Source organism: Micromonospora sp. I033 (assembly GCF_053890995.1).
The window spans coordinates 1-14,598 of sequence record NZ_JBSSLX010000065.1 but is presented as its reverse complement, the minus strand read 5'-3'; the positions used below and the strand labels follow the sequence as shown (position 1 = coordinate 14,598).

The window sequence follows — 14,598 nt, the reverse complement described above, 5'->3', positions numbered from 1 at the left end:
GAGCATGACGGGACCCGTGGTGGTGCTCGGTGACACGCTGCTGGACCGGGACGTCGAGGGGGTGGTGAACCGGCTCTGCCCGGACTCCCCGGTGCCGGTGCTCGAGGAGACCACGCACGCCGACCGACCCGGCGGCGCCGGCCTCGCCGCCGTCTTCGCCGCCGCGCAGGGCGCCGAGGTCGCGCTGGTGACCGCGGTCGCCGACGACGCCGGCGGGGCCCGGCTCGGCACCCTGCTCGCCGCCGCCGGCGTGCAGCTGTACGCGCTGCCGCTGGCCGGGGCGACCCCGGAGAAGATCCGGCTGCGGGCCCGCGGCCGGGTGTTGCTGCGCCACGACCGGGGCGGGCCGGCCGGCGATCCGGGCGAGCCGAGCGAGGCCGTGCTGCGGCTGCTCGCCACCGCCTCCGCCGTGCTGGTCAGCGACTACGGCCGGGGCGTCGCCCGGCAGCCGGCGCTGCGGGCCGCGCTGGCCGCGACCCGGGCGCCGGTGGTCTGGGACCCCCACCCGCGCGGCCCGGCCGCGGTGCCCGGGGTGAGCCTGGCCACCCCGAACGAGTCCGAGGCGCGCGAGCTGGCGAAATCGCCGCCGGGCGCGTCCCGGCTGGTCACCGCGTCCCGGAGCGCCCAGGCGCTGCGCCGGCGCTGGCAGGCCGGCGCGGTGGCGGTGACCCTGGGCGGGGACGGCGCGCTGCTCTGCCACGCCGGCTCCACCCCGCTGGTGGTGCCGGCCCCGGCCGCCGAGGGGGACACCTGCGGTGCGGGAGACCGGTTCGCCGCCGCGGCCACCCTGGCCCTGGCCCGGGGCGCGCTGGTCTCCGAGGCGGTGCAGGAGGCGGTCGCCGAGGCGTCCGCGTACGTGGCCGGCGGGGGAGTGGCCACCGCGCTGCCCGACCCGGTCCGGACCGCCGCCCCGGCGGTGGTCATCGGCGGCGGGGACCGGATCGGCGCCGCCGCGGCCGGCGAGGTGGTGGCCCGGGTACGCGCGGCCGGCGGCACCGTCGTGGCCACCGGCGGCTGCTTCGACCTGTTGCACGCCGGGCACGTGGCCACCCTCCAGGCCGCCCGGCAGCTCGGCGACTGCCTCGTGGTCTGCCTCAACTCCGACGCCAGCGTGGCCGGGCTGAAGGGCCCGGAGCGCCCGGTCGTGCCGCAAGGCGACCGCGGCCGGCTGCTCGCCGCGCTGGGCTGCGTCGACGCGGTGCTGATCTTCGACGAGCCGACCCCGCACGCGGCGCTGTCCTGGCTGCGCCCGGACATCTGGGTGAAGGGCGGCGACTACGCCAGCGGCGGCGGCGCGGAGACGCTGCCCGAGGCGGAGATCCTGGCCCGGTGGGGCGGGCACACGGTGGTCGTGCCGTACCTCGACGGCCGGTCGACCACCGACATGATCGCGGCGGCCCGGGCCGGGCGCGGCACGGCGGGCTGGCCCGCCGCGGCGGTCCCGGCGGTCGTCCGGTCCACGGCGGAGGGAGCACGATGAGCAGTAGTCCACCCGGGGCCGGTCCCACCGTCCTGGTGACCGGCGGGTCGAGCGGGCTCGGCGCGGCGGTGGTCACCGCGGTGGCCCGGGCCGGTGGCCGTCCCCTGGTGCTGGACCGGCAGCGGCCCGCCGACGGGGTGCCCTGGGTCGAGTGCGACCTGGCCGACACCCGGGCAGCGGAGGCCGCCACCCGGCAGCTCGCGGAACGCTCCGGCGGGCTGGACGCCGTGGTCACCGCGGCCGGCATGGACGTGCCGGGGAAGCTGATCGACGTGCCGGCGGAGACCTGGGAACGGATCGTCACCGTGGACCTGCTCGCCACCGCCGCGGTGATCCGGGCCGCGCTGCCCTTCCTGGAGGCGTCCCGGGGCAGCATCGTCACCATCGCCTCCACACTCGGCGTGAAGGCGGTCAGCGACGCGACCGCGTACTGCGCGGCGAAGTTCGGGGTGGTGGGCTTCACCCGGGCGCTCGCCGCCGAACTGGCCGGCGCGGTCGGGGTCACCCTGCTCATCCCCGGCGGCATGCGGACCGCCTTCTTCGACCAGCGGGACGCCCAGTACCGCCCCGGCCCGGACGCCGTGCTCAACGAGCCGGCCGACACCGCCGCGGCGGTGATGTTCGCCCTCTCCCAGCCGGCCGGCTGCGCCGTACGCGAGATGGTGGTCTGCGCCGAGCAGGAGTCCTCGTACCCGTGATCCTGGTGCTGCGGGCGCTCGGGGTCGGCGACCTGGCCACCGCCGTCCCGGCGCTGCGCGGCCTGCGCGCCGGCCTCCCGGGCCGCGAGCTGGTGCTCGCCGCGCCGGCCTGGCTGGCGCCGCTGGCCGAGCTGACCGGGGCGGTCGACCGGGTGCTGCCCACCCCCGGGCTGGCCGACCGGCCGCCGTGGGCCGGCCGGCCGCCGGAGGTGGCGGTCAACCTGCACGGGCGGGGCCCCGAGTCGCACCGGATGCTCGCCGCCACCCGGCCGGGCCGGCTGCTCGCCCACCGCAACGCCGAGGCCGGGCACCTCGACGGCCCGGCCTGGGACGACGACGCGCACGAGGTGCGCCGCTGGTGCCGGCTGCTGCACTGGTACGGCCTTCCGGCCGACCCCGGCGACCTGGCGCTGCGCCGCCCGCCCGCCGCCGCGGTTCCGGCCGGGGCCACGGTGCTGCACCCCGGCAGCAAGATCCCCGCGAAGCGCTGGCCGGCGGGCCGCTTCGCCGCGCTCGCACGGACCCTCACCGCCCGGGGACACCGGGTGGTGCTCACCGGCTCGGCCGACGAGCGGGACCTGGCCGCCCGGGTGGCCCGGGACGCCGGGCTGCCGCCGGACGCGGTGCTCGCCGGCCGGACCGGCCTGGCCGAGCTGGCCGCGCTGGTGGCCGACGCCCGGCTGGTGGTCAGCGGGGACACCGGGGTGGCCCACCTGGCCACCGGCTACGGCACCGCCTCGGTGGTGCTCTTCGGGCCGGTGCCGCCGGCGCACTGGGGCCCGCCGCCGGACCGGCCCCGGCACCGGGTGCTCGGGGCCACCGACCGCGACGACATCGACCGGGATTGGGCCGGTTCCGGTGGGGTAGGAACCCACCCGACGTTGACGGGCATCGAGGTCGACGAGGTGGTGGCCGCCGTGGACGAGGCGGAGCGGGCGGTGCGGGTGTCCGGTGCGGTTGCGGCGTAGCGATCCGGGCCGGCCGGGGTACGGGCGCCGGCGGCGCGGCAAGGGCTGGCTCTTCGTCGACCCGAAGGGCGAGCCGGTGCGCGATCCCGACCAGCTGGCCCGGTTGCGCGAGCTGGTCATCCCGCCGGCCTGGCAGGACGTGTGGATCTCGCCGTACCCGAACGGGCACATCCAGGCCACGGGCATCGACGCGGCCGGGCGCAAGCAGTACCTCTACCACCCGACGTGGCGGGAGAAGCGGGACGAGGCCAAGTTCGACCACGTGCTGGAGGTGGCCCACCGGCTGCCCGTGCTGCGCGACCGGGTCGGGCACGACCTGGCGCTGCGCGGCCTGCGGCGGGAGCGGGTCCTGGCCACCGTCGCCCGGCTGCTGGACATGGGCACGTTCCGGGTCGGCAGCGACCAGTACGCCACCGGCGAGGACGCCACCTTCGGCGTCTCCACCCTGCGCCCCGAGCACGCCCGCTCGCGGAGCGGCTGCGTGGTCTTCGAGTTCCCCGCCAAGGGCGGCATCGAGCAGGTCCGCCGGATCGAGGACCCGGAGCTGTGCCGGGTGCTGACCAACCTGCGCCGCCGGCGGCGGGCCGAGGAGCGCCTGTTCGGCTACTGGGACGGCCGGGCCTGGCGCGACGTGCGCAGCGACGAGGTCAACGACTACCTGCGCGACGCCAGTGGCGGGGAGATGACCGCCAAGGACTTCCGCACCTGGCACGCCACCGTGCTGGCCGCCACCGAGCTGGCCACGGTCGGCCCGCAGCGCTCCACGACGGCCCGCCGGCGGGCGGTGGCGGCGGTGATGCGCTCGGTCGCCGAGCTGCTCGGCAACACCCCCACGGTGGCCCGGACGTCCTACGTGGATCCGCGGGTGGTCGACCTCTACCACGACGGGGTGCTGGCCCCGGTGGAGCCGGACATGCCGCGCGAGGCGGTGGAGAAGGCCGTGCTCGTGCTGCTGGAGGAGGAGGCGGCCTGACCGGCCCCGTCGTCAGTCCTGGGGGGAAGCACGGCGGGGCCGGAAACCGGTGCGGCAGTCGGGGGCGATGCCGTTACCGGGCGGCCGCCCGCGGCGGAGTCGCCGCGGGCGCCGCGCCACGGCCCCCCGATACCAGTGGGCCGCGCCGGTCGCCCGGCTGCCGGCCCGCGTTCAGTATGTCCCCGCCGAGTTGATTGCGGATGCCGTGCTGTTGACGATCCGTGCCGGGTCCAGGTGGCGCGCCCGGTACGCCTGCGGGGTCTCCCCGTACGCGGACCGGAACGCCCGGCTGAAGTGGGCCTTGTCCCGGAAACCCCAGCGGCCGGCGATGAGCTGGATCGGCCGGTCGGCCAGCGCCGGGTCGGCGAGGTCCCGGCGGCACCGCTCCAGCCGCTCGTCCCGGATGTACGCCGCCACCGTGGTCTCCTCGGCCTCGAAGATCCGGTGCAGCGACCGGACCGAGAGGTGGTGCGCGTCGGCGATCGACTGCGGGCTCAGCGCGGCGTCGCCGAGGTGCTGGCGCACGTGCGAGCGCACCTGGGCCAGCAGGGCCCGCCGCCGCACCTCGGTGGGCACCGCGTCCTCGGAGACCAGGTGCCGGCCCAGCATGGTGGAGACCAGGTCGAGCCCGACGCCGGCCAGCCGCTCCGCGTCCGCCGCGTGGTACTGCTCGGGATGGCCGGTGAGCCGGATGAGGTAGTCGGCGAGCAGTGCCCCGACCCCCTCGGTGCCGGACATCCGGCCGGCGAACAGCGGGGCGAGTCGGCGGTGGGCCAGCGGCAGCGCTTCGTACGGGATGAAGGCCACCAGCGAATGGGCCGGCTGGCGCCCGTCGTCGTCGCCGTAGTGGCTGAGTTCCTGCGGGCGGGCGCAGTCGTAGAAGGTGAAGTCACCGGGGCGGCAGACGCCGCGCTGCCCGTCCTGGTCCGCCATGCTGCTGCCGGTGAGGGTCAGCGCGAGCACGTAGTAGTCTGCGTCGGAGCGCTGGATGAGCTTCCGGGTGCGGATCCCGTCCAGCGACGGGTAGCGGTGGCGGATGAGTTGGATCGGACCCAGGTCGAGGAACTCCGCCCGCGCCAGGAAGTTGTCGGCGTGCTCGGTGCGGACCCGCATGAGCCCGGGCGTGTGGGCGAGCATGTCCAGCCACAGCCCGAAGCGGTCGGCGGCGGGCACCTGCTCCGTGTCGAAGATCTGCCGCTTCAGCTCTGTGTCCATGCACGACCCCCGGTGTTTCCACGCTCCATGAGGCAGGATGCCTCATGGAGCAGGACGCCCCACGAGGCCGGGAGTTGGCACCCGTGGGGCGTGACATTTCCGTCATTGACGGGCGTTGAATCTTCTGTTAACAGTCCGGTCAGTCGTTGAGCACGTGCGCGAGCCGGTCGCGGAAGCGCCGCTCCGAGTCGCTCACCGCGTCGCCGCCGAGGCCCAGGATGCCGCCGGTGGAGGCCGCGCCGACCACCTGCTCGGCGATCTCCACCAGCCAGTGCCGGTAGGCGCCGGCCTGGCCCTCGTCGATCTTGCCGGCCAGCAGCGCCGAGGCCTGCCCGGCCCGGGCGAGGACATCCTCGATCATCGCCTGCGGGTCGTCCGGGGTGAGGACCGGCAGCTCCGCGCCGGTCTCCGGGTCACCCACCCGGACCACGACCTCCCCGGCGACGGCGGCCACCAGCGGGCTGGCCGACTCGCGGCCCGCGGCGATGGTCTCCAGCCCGGCGGCGTTCTCGGCCATGGTGCGCCGGGTGCCGTCGGACTCGGCGGCGGCCGCCGCGGTCAGGACCGCCTGCGGCAGCCCGACCAGCAGCCCCCACTCCTCGTCGGAGAAACCGAACCCGGTGTACGCCGGCTGCTCGATCACGATCAAGCCCCTTTCGCCGTGGTCGTCATTTGTCGACGGGCACCACTCCCGCGGTGCCCGGGTCAGGCTAGTCCAGCTTCAGCAGGCCCTGTTCGGACACCACGCGGACGGACAGCGTCTTGTAGCCCACCTCGTCGAAGAGCACCGTCATCCGGTCCTCCTCGTAGCTGAGCACCAGGCCGGCGCCCCACTCCGGGTGCCGCACCTGGCTGTGCACCGGGAACGGCCCGACCGCGCCGTTGCCGGCGACGCTCGTGCCGGCGTGGCAGTTGTCGCAGTGCCCGCAGACCTCGCTCATCTGCTCGCCGAAGTAGGCCAGCAGCGCCTGCCCCCGGCAGCCGGTGGTCTCCGCGAAGGCGCGCATCATGTCGGTGCGCGACCGGGTCACGGTCTGCTGCCGCTCCGCCTCGGCGAGCGCGGCCCGGCCGGACTCGGCGGCGGCCGGCGCGTACCGGGGCGCCGCGACGTGCTGCCGGGCGCGCGGCTCGGCGCCGCCCACCTGCTCCAGCAGGGAGAGGTACTGGCCGAGCTTGCGTGGCCCGAGGCCGGTCAGCTCGCGCAGCTCCTTCTTGGTCCGGGCCTGCTTGCGCAGCAGGGCGGCGAGTTCCGCCAGTTCCTTCTCGTCGGGCAGGCCGCCGCTGAAGTAACGCTGGAGACCGACGTCCTCGGCGCGCCAGAGCAGCAGCACCCGGGCGGGCGCGCCGTCCCGGCCGGCCCGGCCGATCTCCTGGAAGTAGCTGTCCGGCGAGTCCGGCAGCGCCATGTGCACCACCCAGGCGATGTTCGGCTTGTCGATGCCCATGCCGAACGCCGAGGTGGCCACCATGATCGGCACCTGGTCGGCGAGGAACGCCTCGTGCAGGTCGTTGCGGGCGCCGGTCGGCATCCCGCCGTGGTAGTGCTGCGCCGGGAAGCCGGCGTCGGTGAGCCGCCGGGCCAGTTCCTCGGCCGCCCGCCGGGTCGGCACGTAGATGATGCCGGGCCGCTCGTCGTCGCGGAGCAGCGCGACCAGCCGCCGCCACCGGTAGTCGTCGGTGGGGCAGTGCGCCACCTCGAGGAAGAGGTTGGGCCGGTCCAGCCCGGACACCACCACCTCGGGGTCGCGGAGCCGCAGCCGGGCGACGATGTCGTCGCGGACCGGCGGGGAGGCGGTGGCGGTCAGCGCCACCACCGGTGGCCGGCCGATGCCCTCGATCAGGTGGCCGAGCGCCAGGTAGTCCGGGCGGAAGTCGTGCCCCCAGGCGGAGATGCAGTGCGCCTCGTCGATCGCGACCAGCGCCGGCTCGAGCGCCCGGACCTCGGCAAGCCGGTCCGGGTTGCTCAGCGCCTCCGGGGTGATGAACAGGAACTCGGCCCGGCCCGCCCGGATCTCCTCGATCGCCTCGGCCTGCTGGGCCGCGGTCTCGTCCGAGCTGATCCGGACCGCCCGCAGCTCGGGCCGTTGCCGCTCGTTGAGCGCGGCGATCTGGTCCTGCTGGAGGGCGAGCAGTGGGGAGATGACCACCGTCGGGCCGGGGATCAGGCTGGCCGGGATCTGGTAGATCGCCGACTTGCCGGCGCCGGTGGGGAGCACCACCAGGGCGTCGCGGCGCTTCATGACCGCCCGCATGGCGGCCAGCTGGTTGGGCCGGAGGGCGGTCCAGCCGAAGAGGCTCCTGGCCGCGCGGCGCAGGGTCGTGGAGTGCGTGGTCAGTCTCATCAGTGGCCGCAGGTACCCCTGGCGATCACCGCCGAAACCGGCCGGCCCGGCTCAGCGCAGCCGGGGCAGCACCTCGCGCTCGTAGAGGTCGAACAGGCCCTGCCAGTGCGGGCCGGTGTTGGCCACGTAGATCTCGTCGAAGCCGGCCTTGGCGTACTTGTCGATCATCTCCAGGTGGGCGTCGGCGTCCCTGCCGCAGACGAACGACTCCTTCATCATCTCCGGCTTGACCAGCTGCGCGGCCTGCTCGAAGTGGCGCGGCGACGGGAGCACCTGGGACAGCTCGCCCGGTACGCCGGCGTTGGGCCACCGCTCGTACGCGATCCGCGCGCCCTCGTCCTCGCTGTCGGCGTACGCGGCCTTGAACCCGGCCTGGCAGGGCTTGTCGCCGCCGCCGGAGTCGCGGAACCGGCGGACCATGTCGGCGTCGGGCCTGGTGTTGATGTAGCCGTCGCCGATCCGGGCGGCCAGCTCGATCGACTTCGGGCCGAACCCGGAGACGTAGATCGGCGGGGGAGTGTCGGGCCGGGTGTAGATCCGGGCGTGCTCCACCGTGTAGTGGCGGCCGTGGTGGTTGACGAAGTCGCCGGTCCACAGCTTCCGGATCACCTCGACCGCCTCCTCCAGCATCTCCATCCGGACGTCGGCCTGCGGCCACGGGTCGCCGAAGATGTGCTCGTTCAGCGCCTCGCCGGTGCCCACACCGAGCACGAACCGCCCGGAGTGCAGCACCGCGCTGGTCGCCGCGGCCTGGGCGATGACCGCGGGGTGGATGCGGACGGTCGGGCAGGTGACGGCCGTGGTCACCGGCAGCCGGCAGACCTGGCTGAGCGCCCCGATGGTCGACCAGACGAACGGGCTCTGGCCCTGCGCGTCGACCCAGGGGTGGTAGTGGTCGGAGATCCACAGTGCCTCGAAGCCGGCCCGCTCGGCGCCGCGCGCCTGCTCGAGCAGCTCCGCCGGGGTGTACTCCTCGCTGGACAGGAAATAGCCGATCCTCATCGTTCCCCCTCGCCGCGTCCGGGTGCCGGGCGCACGCACGGACAACGACAGCCCTACCCCGGGGAAGCGGATCCGAACGCGGCGGCTAGCGGCGGAACATCGCGCGGATGGCGATCAGCAGGAACAGGCCGCCGACCACCAGGCCGAGCAGGCGTACGCCGGGGATGTCCGCGGCGCTGGTGGCGTCGGCGAGCAGCGCGGGATGCATGCTCGCACTCTCCCACGGGCCGCCCGGGGGTGCCAGCCGCTAACAGTAAGGATTGTTGACTATTTCGGGACGCGGTGTGACCATGTCAGCACCGCCGGGGCGGCGGCCTGTGGGGAAGACGGGGGTACGACAGCGCATGAGCGAGCGGATCGTGGGAGCGACCGGAGACCTGGCGGCGCTGGCCGCCGCCGTCCTGCAGCCGGGCTTCGTCGGCACCACACCGCCGCCGTGGGTCTGCCGCTGGCTCGGCGAGGGCCTCGGGTCGGTGGTCCTCTTCGCTCGCAACGTCGTCGACCACGAGCAGGTCGCCGCGCTGACCGCGAACCTCCGCGCCGAGCGGCCCGACGTGATCGTGGCCATCGACGAGGAGGCCGGGGACGTCACCCGGATCGAGTCCGCCCGCGGCAGCTCCCGGCCGGGCAACTTCGCCCTCGGCGCGGTCGACGATCCGGCGCTGACCGAGGAGGTGGCCCGGGACCTGGGCGCCGAGCTGGCCGCGGTGGGCGTCACGCTGAACTACGCCCCGGACGCCGACGTCAACTCGAACCCGGCGAACCCGGTGATCGGGGTCCGCTCGTTCGGCGCCGACCCGGCCCTGGTCGCCCGGCACACCGCCGCCTGGGTCCGCGGCCTGCAGGCCGGCGGCGTGGCCGCCTGCGCCAAGCACTTCCCCGGGCACGGCGACACCCGGGTCGACTCCCACCACGACCTGCCCCGCATCGGCGGCGACCGGGCCCGGCTGGACGCGGTCGAGCTGGCCCCGTTCCGGGCCGCGGTGACCGCCGGGGCGCAGGCGGTGATGACCGGGCACCTGCTGGTGCCGGCGCTGGACCCGGAGCTGCCGGCCACCCTCAGCCCGCGCATCCTGGGCCGCCTGCTCCGCGAGGAGCTGGGGTTCGGTGGCGTGGTGGTGACCGACGCCGTGGAGATGGGGGCGGTCGCCGACCGCTACGGCTTCGCCGGTGCGGCGGTCCGCGCGCTCGCCGCCGGGGCGGACGCGATCTGCGTGGGCGGGGAGCGGGCCACCGAGGCCGACGCCCGCGAGCTGCGGGACGCCATCGCGGCCGCGGTGGTCGCCGGTGAGCTGCCGGAGGAGCGGTTGGCCGAGGCGGCGAAGCGGGTGGGGCAGCTGGCCGCCTGGACGGTCGCCGCCCGGGCCGGCCGCCGGACCGGCGATCGGGCTGGCCGCCGCCCGCCGGGCGCTGCGGGTGGTCGCCACCACGGGCGGGCTGCTGCCGCTGGCCGGCCCGGCGCACGTGGTGGAGTTCGCCCCGCCGCACAACATGGCCATCGGCGACGAGACCCCGTGGGGCATCGCCGCGCCGCTGGCCGACCTGGCGCCCGGCACCACCACGGCGCGGTACGCCCGCGAGGAGGTCCCCGCCGACCCGTCGGCCGGCACGGCCGGCCGCCCGCTGGTGCTGGTGGTCCGGGACCTGCACCGGCACGACTGGATGCGGGACGCGGTGTCCCGCGCCCTGGCCACCCGCCCGGACGCGGTGGTGGTCGAGCTGGGCGTGCCCGAACTGGTCACGGGCGCGGTGCACGTGGCCACCCACGGCGCGACCCGGGCCGCCGCCGTCGCCGCCGCCGAACTGCTCGCCGGCGCCCGCTGACCCGACCCCGGGCGGGGGCCGGGTCGGCGCCCGCCCGGTCAGGACCCGGCGATCACCAGGTCGGCGTAGTCGGGGTGGCGCTGGATGAACGAGGCCATGAAGCGGCACTCCGTCTCGATCCGGCCGCCGCGCTCGCGGATCTGGTCCAGGGTGCCCTTGACCAGCGCCGAGCCCACCCCCATGTTCCGGTAGCGGTCGTCCACCTCGGTGTGCGTGAAGACCAGCACCTCCCCGCGCGGCTCGTACGCGGTGAACCCGGCCAGCGCGTCGTCGACCAGGATCTCGAAGCGGTGCTTCGCGGGGTTGTCCTCGACCAGGAAGCTCACCGGGTCATTCTCACCCCGGCGGCGGCCAGCCGGTCCAGTTCGGCCAGCAAGCGGTCCACCTCCTCGACCGTGTTGTAGTGGTAGACGCTGGCCCGGACCGCTCCGCCGCTGTCCCGCAGGCCCATGGCCTGGAAGTACTCGTAGGCGTAGTAGTCGCCGGAGGAGAGGCAGACGCCCGCCGCGCCCAGCGCCGCCGCGGTCTGCGCCGGCGTGGAGCCGGCCACCCGGAACGACACCGTGGGGCAGCGCCGGGCCGGCGAGCCGTAGACGGTGACGAAGGGGCGGGCGGTCAGCCCGGCGAGCAGCCGTTCGAAGACCGCCTCCTCGTGCGCCTGGGCGGCGGCCAGCCCGGCCCGGATCCGGTCCCGCCGGCTGCCCGTCGCGGTGGGGTCGAGGGTGGCCAGGTGGTCCACCGCCGCGACCACCCCGGCCAGCAGCGGGAAGCTCGGGGTGCCGTACTCGAACCGGTCCGGGACGGCGTCGGAGGAGGGGAGCAGCTTCGCCGGGCGCAGGGCCGCCCACCGGGCCGGGTCGGCGGCCATCGCGGCCAGGTGCGGCCCGGACCACTTGTACGCGCTGGTCACCAGGAAGTCCGCGCCGAGCGAGGCCAGGTCGGTTGGGCCGTGCGGCACCGCGTGCACCCCGTCCACGCAGACCAGCGCCCCGGCCGCGTGCGCGGTCTTGGCGATCGCCGCCACGTCCGGCGCGGTGCCGATGGCGTTGCTGCCGGCGGTCACCGCGACCAGCCGGGTGCGCTCGGTGACCAGGTCGGCGTACTGGCCGGCGGGCAGTTCGCCGGTCGCCGGGTCGAACTCGGCCCAGCGCACCGTCGCCCCGGCGGCCTCGGCCGCCTGCACCCACGGCCGGACGTTGGCGTCGTGGTCCAGCCGGGAGACCACCACCTCGTCGCCGGGCCGCCAGCCCGCACCGAGCGTCCGGGCCAGGGTGTACGTCAGCGCCGTGGCGCTCGGCCCGAGCACCACGCCGCCCGGTTCCGCGCCGAGCAGGTCGGCCACCGCGGCGCGGGCCGCGGCGACCAGGTCCAGCGACCGCCGGCCCGGCACGAACGCGGTGCTCCGGTTGCCGGTGGCGGCGGTCATCGCGGCGGTGACCGCCTCGATCACCGGCCGGGCGGTCTGGGTGCCGCCGGCGCCGTCGAAGTGGACGAAACCCTCGGTCAGGGCGGGGTAGGCGGCCCGGGCGCGGGCGATGTCGAAGGGCATGCCGGGACCCTAACCCGCCCCGGGACGATCACCGGTGGGTGGCGGTGTGGCCGTCGTCTCGTACCCTTGGCCGGGTGACGAACCGACGCGTTTCCCCCTCGCTGACCCCCATCCGCCGGGCCGCCGGCCTGCTCGCCGGCCTCGCCCTCGGCGCCGCGCTGCTGGCCGGCTGCAGTTCGGAGAACGCCTCCACCGACTGCGGGCTGGACGCCTGCACGGTCACCTTCGACCGCGGCGTCGAGGCGAGCGCCACCATCCTCGGCGTCGAGGCGAAGCTGGTCGGGGCCGAGGGCGACCAGGTCACCGTGGAGGTGGCCGGCGAGCAGCTCTCGCTCACCGTCGGCCAGCAGGCCGCCCAGGCCGGTGGCTTCTCGGTGACCCTGGACAGCGTCACCGACCAGCAGGTCGTCATCCGGGTGGCGCGCGACCCGAACAGCTGACCCGCGCCGGGCGGCGGTGGCCGACGTTTGGAAATCTTCGCATCGGGAGATTGAGGCGCCATGTCTCTCACCCGGAACGCCGGAGCCACCGCCGCCCAGGCCGCGAACAGCAGGTGGCTCGAACTGTTGACCCGGGCCGGTTTCATCGGCTACGGGATCGTGCACCTCCTCTTCGCCTGGCTGGCCCTGCAGATCGCCTTCGGCAAGTCGGGGGAGGAGGGCAACCAGAACGGCGCCCTGCGCACCCTCGGCGCGCAGCCGATGGGCAAGTTCCTGCTGGTCGCCATCGCCGTGGGGCTCTTCGCCATGGCCATCTGGCAGGCGTTCGAGGCGGTCATCGGCCACCGCTTCCTGCGGGGCAAGGAGAAGCTCTTCGAGCGGATCGCCTCCGTCGTGCGCGTGATCGTCTTCGTCTGGCTGGGCTGGACCGCCATCAAGGTCTTCCAGGACGCCAGCAGCAACGCCGCCAACCAGCAGCAGCAGTTCTCCGAGAAGCTGATGGCCTCGGACGGCGGCCGGTGGCTGGTCGGGCTGGCCGGGCTGGTGCTCGCCGCGGTCGGCATCGGCATGGTGATCTACGGGCTCAAGAAGAAGTTCGAGCGCAACCTCAAGACCGGCGAGATGAGCCCGAAGACGCACACCCTGGCCCGCCGCCTCGGCATGGCCGGGTACGCCGCCCGGGGCGCGGTCTTCGCCGTCACCGGCCTGCTGATCGTGGTGGCCGCCGTGAAGTACGACCCGGAGAAGGCCCGCGGCCTGGACGCCGCCCTGCGGACCCTCCGCGACCAGTCGTACGGGCCGGTGCTGCTGGCGCTGATGGCGCTCGGCATCGCCGCCTTCGGCGTCTACTGCTTCCTCCAGTCGCGCTACCGCCGGGTGTGATCCTGGTCGATACGCGATAGTCCGGGCACCATTGGGCCTTTGCCCGATTTCCGCCCGGCCGGAGGGAGAGGAAGAACGTGCAGTCCTACCTCGTGACGACCGTCGCCGCGCTCGCCGCGGCGGCGGTCGCGCTGTTGCTGGTCGAGGTGGTGCACCGGGTCACCCGCCGGCTCGGCCGCCGCTCGCTGCTGATGACCGAGCTGACCGAGCACTCGCACCGCTCGTTCCAGGTGGCCGCGACCGTCCTGGCCGTGCAGCTCGCGGTCCGGTTCAGCACCGGGTACGCCGTCGGCAGCCCCTGGCGGCAGCTCGTCCTGCACGCCCTGGTGCTCGCCCTGATCGCCGCCACCGCCTGGCTGGTGGCCTCGCTGCTGGTGGTGGCGGAGGACACCGCGCTGGCCCGGTTCCGGGTGGACGTGCCGAACAACCGGCACGCCCGCCGGGTGCGCACCCAGGTGGTGCTGCTGCGCCGGCTGACCATCGCGGTGATCGTGGTGCTCGCCGTCGGCGTGATGCTGATGACCTTCCCCGCCGTCCGCGGTATCGGCGCCGGCGTGCTGACCAGCGCCGGTGTGGTCGGTGTGGTCGCCGCGCTGGCCGCGCAGAGTCTGCTCGGCAACGTCTTCGCCGGCCTGCAGCTCGCCTTCAGCGACGCGGTGCGCCTCGACGACGTGGTGGTGGTCGAGGGGGAGTGGGGCCGGATCGAGGAGCTGACCCTCAGCTACGTGGTGGTGCAGATCTGGGACGACCGCCGGCTGATCCTGCCCACCTCCTACTTCACCAGCACGCCGTTCCAGAACTGGACGCGGACCGAGGCGGCCGTGCTCGGCACCGCCGAGTTCGACCTGGACTGGGCCATCCCGGTGCAGGCCATGCGGGAGGAGCTGCGCCGGCTCTGCGAGGGCACCGAGCTCTGGGACGGCCGGGTCTGCGTGCTCCAGGTGACCGACGCCACCGGTGGCCTCGTCAAGGTCCGCGCCCTGGTCAGCGCCGCCGACGCCGGCAGCCTGTGGGACCTGCGCTGCCTGGTCCGCGAGCACCTGGTGGCCTGGGTGCGCGACCAGCGCCCGACCGCCCTGCCCCGGCTGCGCGCCGAGGTGGGCGACACCGGCGGCCCGCTGCCCTGGCAGGCGCCGCAGCCGCGCCGGCCGGTCCGCCGGCGGCCCGACACCGAGGTCCCCGACGACGCGCGGGTCTTCGGCGGCAGCGACGACGGCGAGGCCCG

Annotated in this window: 14 protein-coding genes and 1 pseudogene; 8 read left to right on the top strand and 7 right to left on the bottom strand. The window is 75.2% G+C overall.

Going from position 1 to position 14,598, the window contains the following annotated elements; genetic code table 11:
* Nucleotides 1-4: 4 nt before the first annotated feature.
* Genes ACW0Q9_RS13745 through ACW0Q9_RS13730 form a run of 4 tightly spaced genes read left to right on the top strand, consistent with a single transcriptional unit; the run spans nucleotide 5 to nucleotide 4,119 of the window.
* Nucleotides 5-1,480, top strand: a complete 1,476-nt coding sequence (locus tag ACW0Q9_RS13745) for a PfkB family carbohydrate kinase (protein WP_456181227.1) — start codon at nucleotides 5-7, stop codon at nucleotides 1,478-1,480.
* Nucleotides 1,477-2,178, top strand: a complete 702-nt coding sequence (locus ACW0Q9_RS13740; RefSeq protein ID WP_456181225.1) for an SDR family oxidoreductase — start codon at nucleotides 1,477-1,479, stop codon at nucleotides 2,176-2,178. The genes ACW0Q9_RS13745 and ACW0Q9_RS13740 overlap by 4 nt, the downstream gene beginning before the upstream one ends.
* Complete coding sequence (locus ACW0Q9_RS13735; RefSeq protein ID WP_456181223.1) at nucleotides 2,175-3,146, top strand: glycosyltransferase family 9 protein; 972 nt, start codon at nucleotides 2,175-2,177, stop codon at nucleotides 3,144-3,146. The genes ACW0Q9_RS13740 and ACW0Q9_RS13735 overlap by 4 nt, the downstream gene beginning before the upstream one ends.
* Nucleotides 3,130-4,119, top strand: coding sequence for a DNA topoisomerase IB (locus ACW0Q9_RS13730; protein ID WP_456181221.1), 990 nt, complete (start codon nucleotides 3,130-3,132; stop codon nucleotides 4,117-4,119). The genes ACW0Q9_RS13735 and ACW0Q9_RS13730 overlap by 17 nt, the downstream gene beginning before the upstream one ends.
* A 171-nt stretch (nucleotides 4,120-4,290) precedes the next feature.
* Here the strand turns inward: ACW0Q9_RS13730 and ACW0Q9_RS13725 are convergent, their stop codons facing one another.
* The 5 genes from ACW0Q9_RS13725 to ACW0Q9_RS13705 all read right to left on the bottom strand — a co-directional run bounded on the left by ACW0Q9_RS13725 (nucleotide 4,291) and on the right by ACW0Q9_RS13705 (nucleotide 8,886).
* Nucleotides 4,291-5,334, bottom strand: a complete 1,044-nt coding sequence (locus ACW0Q9_RS13725) for a helix-turn-helix domain-containing protein (protein ID WP_456181219.1) — start codon at nucleotides 5,332-5,334, stop codon at nucleotides 4,291-4,293.
* A gap of 139 nt (nucleotides 5,335-5,473) precedes the next feature.
* Complete coding sequence (locus tag ACW0Q9_RS13720) at nucleotides 5,474-5,977, bottom strand: hypothetical protein (protein ID WP_456181217.1); 504 nt, start codon at nucleotides 5,975-5,977, stop codon at nucleotides 5,474-5,476.
* Between the two features lie 67 nt (nucleotides 5,978-6,044).
* The gene (locus tag ACW0Q9_RS13715) at nucleotides 6,045-7,676 is read right to left on the bottom strand and encodes a RecQ family ATP-dependent DNA helicase (protein ID WP_456181215.1); all 1,632 of its coding nucleotides are present in this window, start codon (nucleotides 7,674-7,676) and stop codon (nucleotides 6,045-6,047) included.
* Between the two features lie 51 nt (nucleotides 7,677-7,727).
* Complete coding sequence (locus tag ACW0Q9_RS13710; protein WP_456181213.1) at nucleotides 7,728-8,678, bottom strand: TIGR03557 family F420-dependent LLM class oxidoreductase; 951 nt, start codon at nucleotides 8,676-8,678, stop codon at nucleotides 7,728-7,730.
* A gap of 85 nt (nucleotides 8,679-8,763) precedes the next feature.
* A complete protein-coding gene (locus ACW0Q9_RS13705; RefSeq protein ID WP_256566104.1) occupies nucleotides 8,764-8,886 on the bottom strand; it encodes a hypothetical protein in 123 nt (40 codons plus the stop codon).
* 136 nt (nucleotides 8,887-9,022) lie between these two features.
* Here ACW0Q9_RS13705 and ACW0Q9_RS13700 point away from each other — a divergent pair.
* Nucleotides 9,023-10,502, top strand: a pseudogene (locus tag ACW0Q9_RS13700) (glycoside hydrolase family 3 protein).
* Nucleotides 10,503-10,540: 38 nt separating this feature from the next.
* Here the strand turns inward: ACW0Q9_RS13700 and ACW0Q9_RS13695 are convergent.
* Together ACW0Q9_RS13695 and ACW0Q9_RS13690 are read right to left on the bottom strand one after the other, a co-directional pair.
* Nucleotides 10,541-10,828, bottom strand: a complete 288-nt coding sequence (locus tag ACW0Q9_RS13695) for a GNAT family N-acetyltransferase (protein WP_456181207.1) — start codon at nucleotides 10,826-10,828, stop codon at nucleotides 10,541-10,543.
* Nucleotides 10,825-12,051: a cysteine desulfurase-like protein gene (locus tag ACW0Q9_RS13690; RefSeq protein ID WP_456181205.1), complete on the bottom strand. Its 1,227-nt coding sequence runs from the start codon at nucleotides 12,049-12,051 to the stop codon at nucleotides 10,825-10,827. Before ACW0Q9_RS13690 ends, ACW0Q9_RS13695 begins: the two co-directional genes overlap by 4 nt.
* A gap of 74 nt (nucleotides 12,052-12,125) precedes the next feature.
* Between ACW0Q9_RS13690 and ACW0Q9_RS13685 the strand changes: the two genes are divergently transcribed.
* The 3 genes from ACW0Q9_RS13685 to ACW0Q9_RS13675 all read left to right on the top strand — a co-directional run.
* Nucleotides 12,126-12,491, top strand: coding sequence for a hypothetical protein (locus ACW0Q9_RS13685; RefSeq protein WP_456181204.1), 366 nt, complete (start codon nucleotides 12,126-12,128; stop codon nucleotides 12,489-12,491).
* Nucleotides 12,492-12,551: 60 nt separating this feature from the next.
* The gene (locus ACW0Q9_RS13680; RefSeq protein ID WP_456181202.1) at nucleotides 12,552-13,373 is read left to right on the top strand and encodes a DUF1206 domain-containing protein; all 822 of its coding nucleotides are present in this window, start codon (nucleotides 12,552-12,554) and stop codon (nucleotides 13,371-13,373) included.
* Between the two features lie 77 nt (nucleotides 13,374-13,450).
* Nucleotides 13,451-14,598 (top strand): mechanosensitive ion channel family protein (locus ACW0Q9_RS13675; protein ID WP_456181200.1); only part of this gene is annotated, 1,148 nt, incomplete at its 3' end.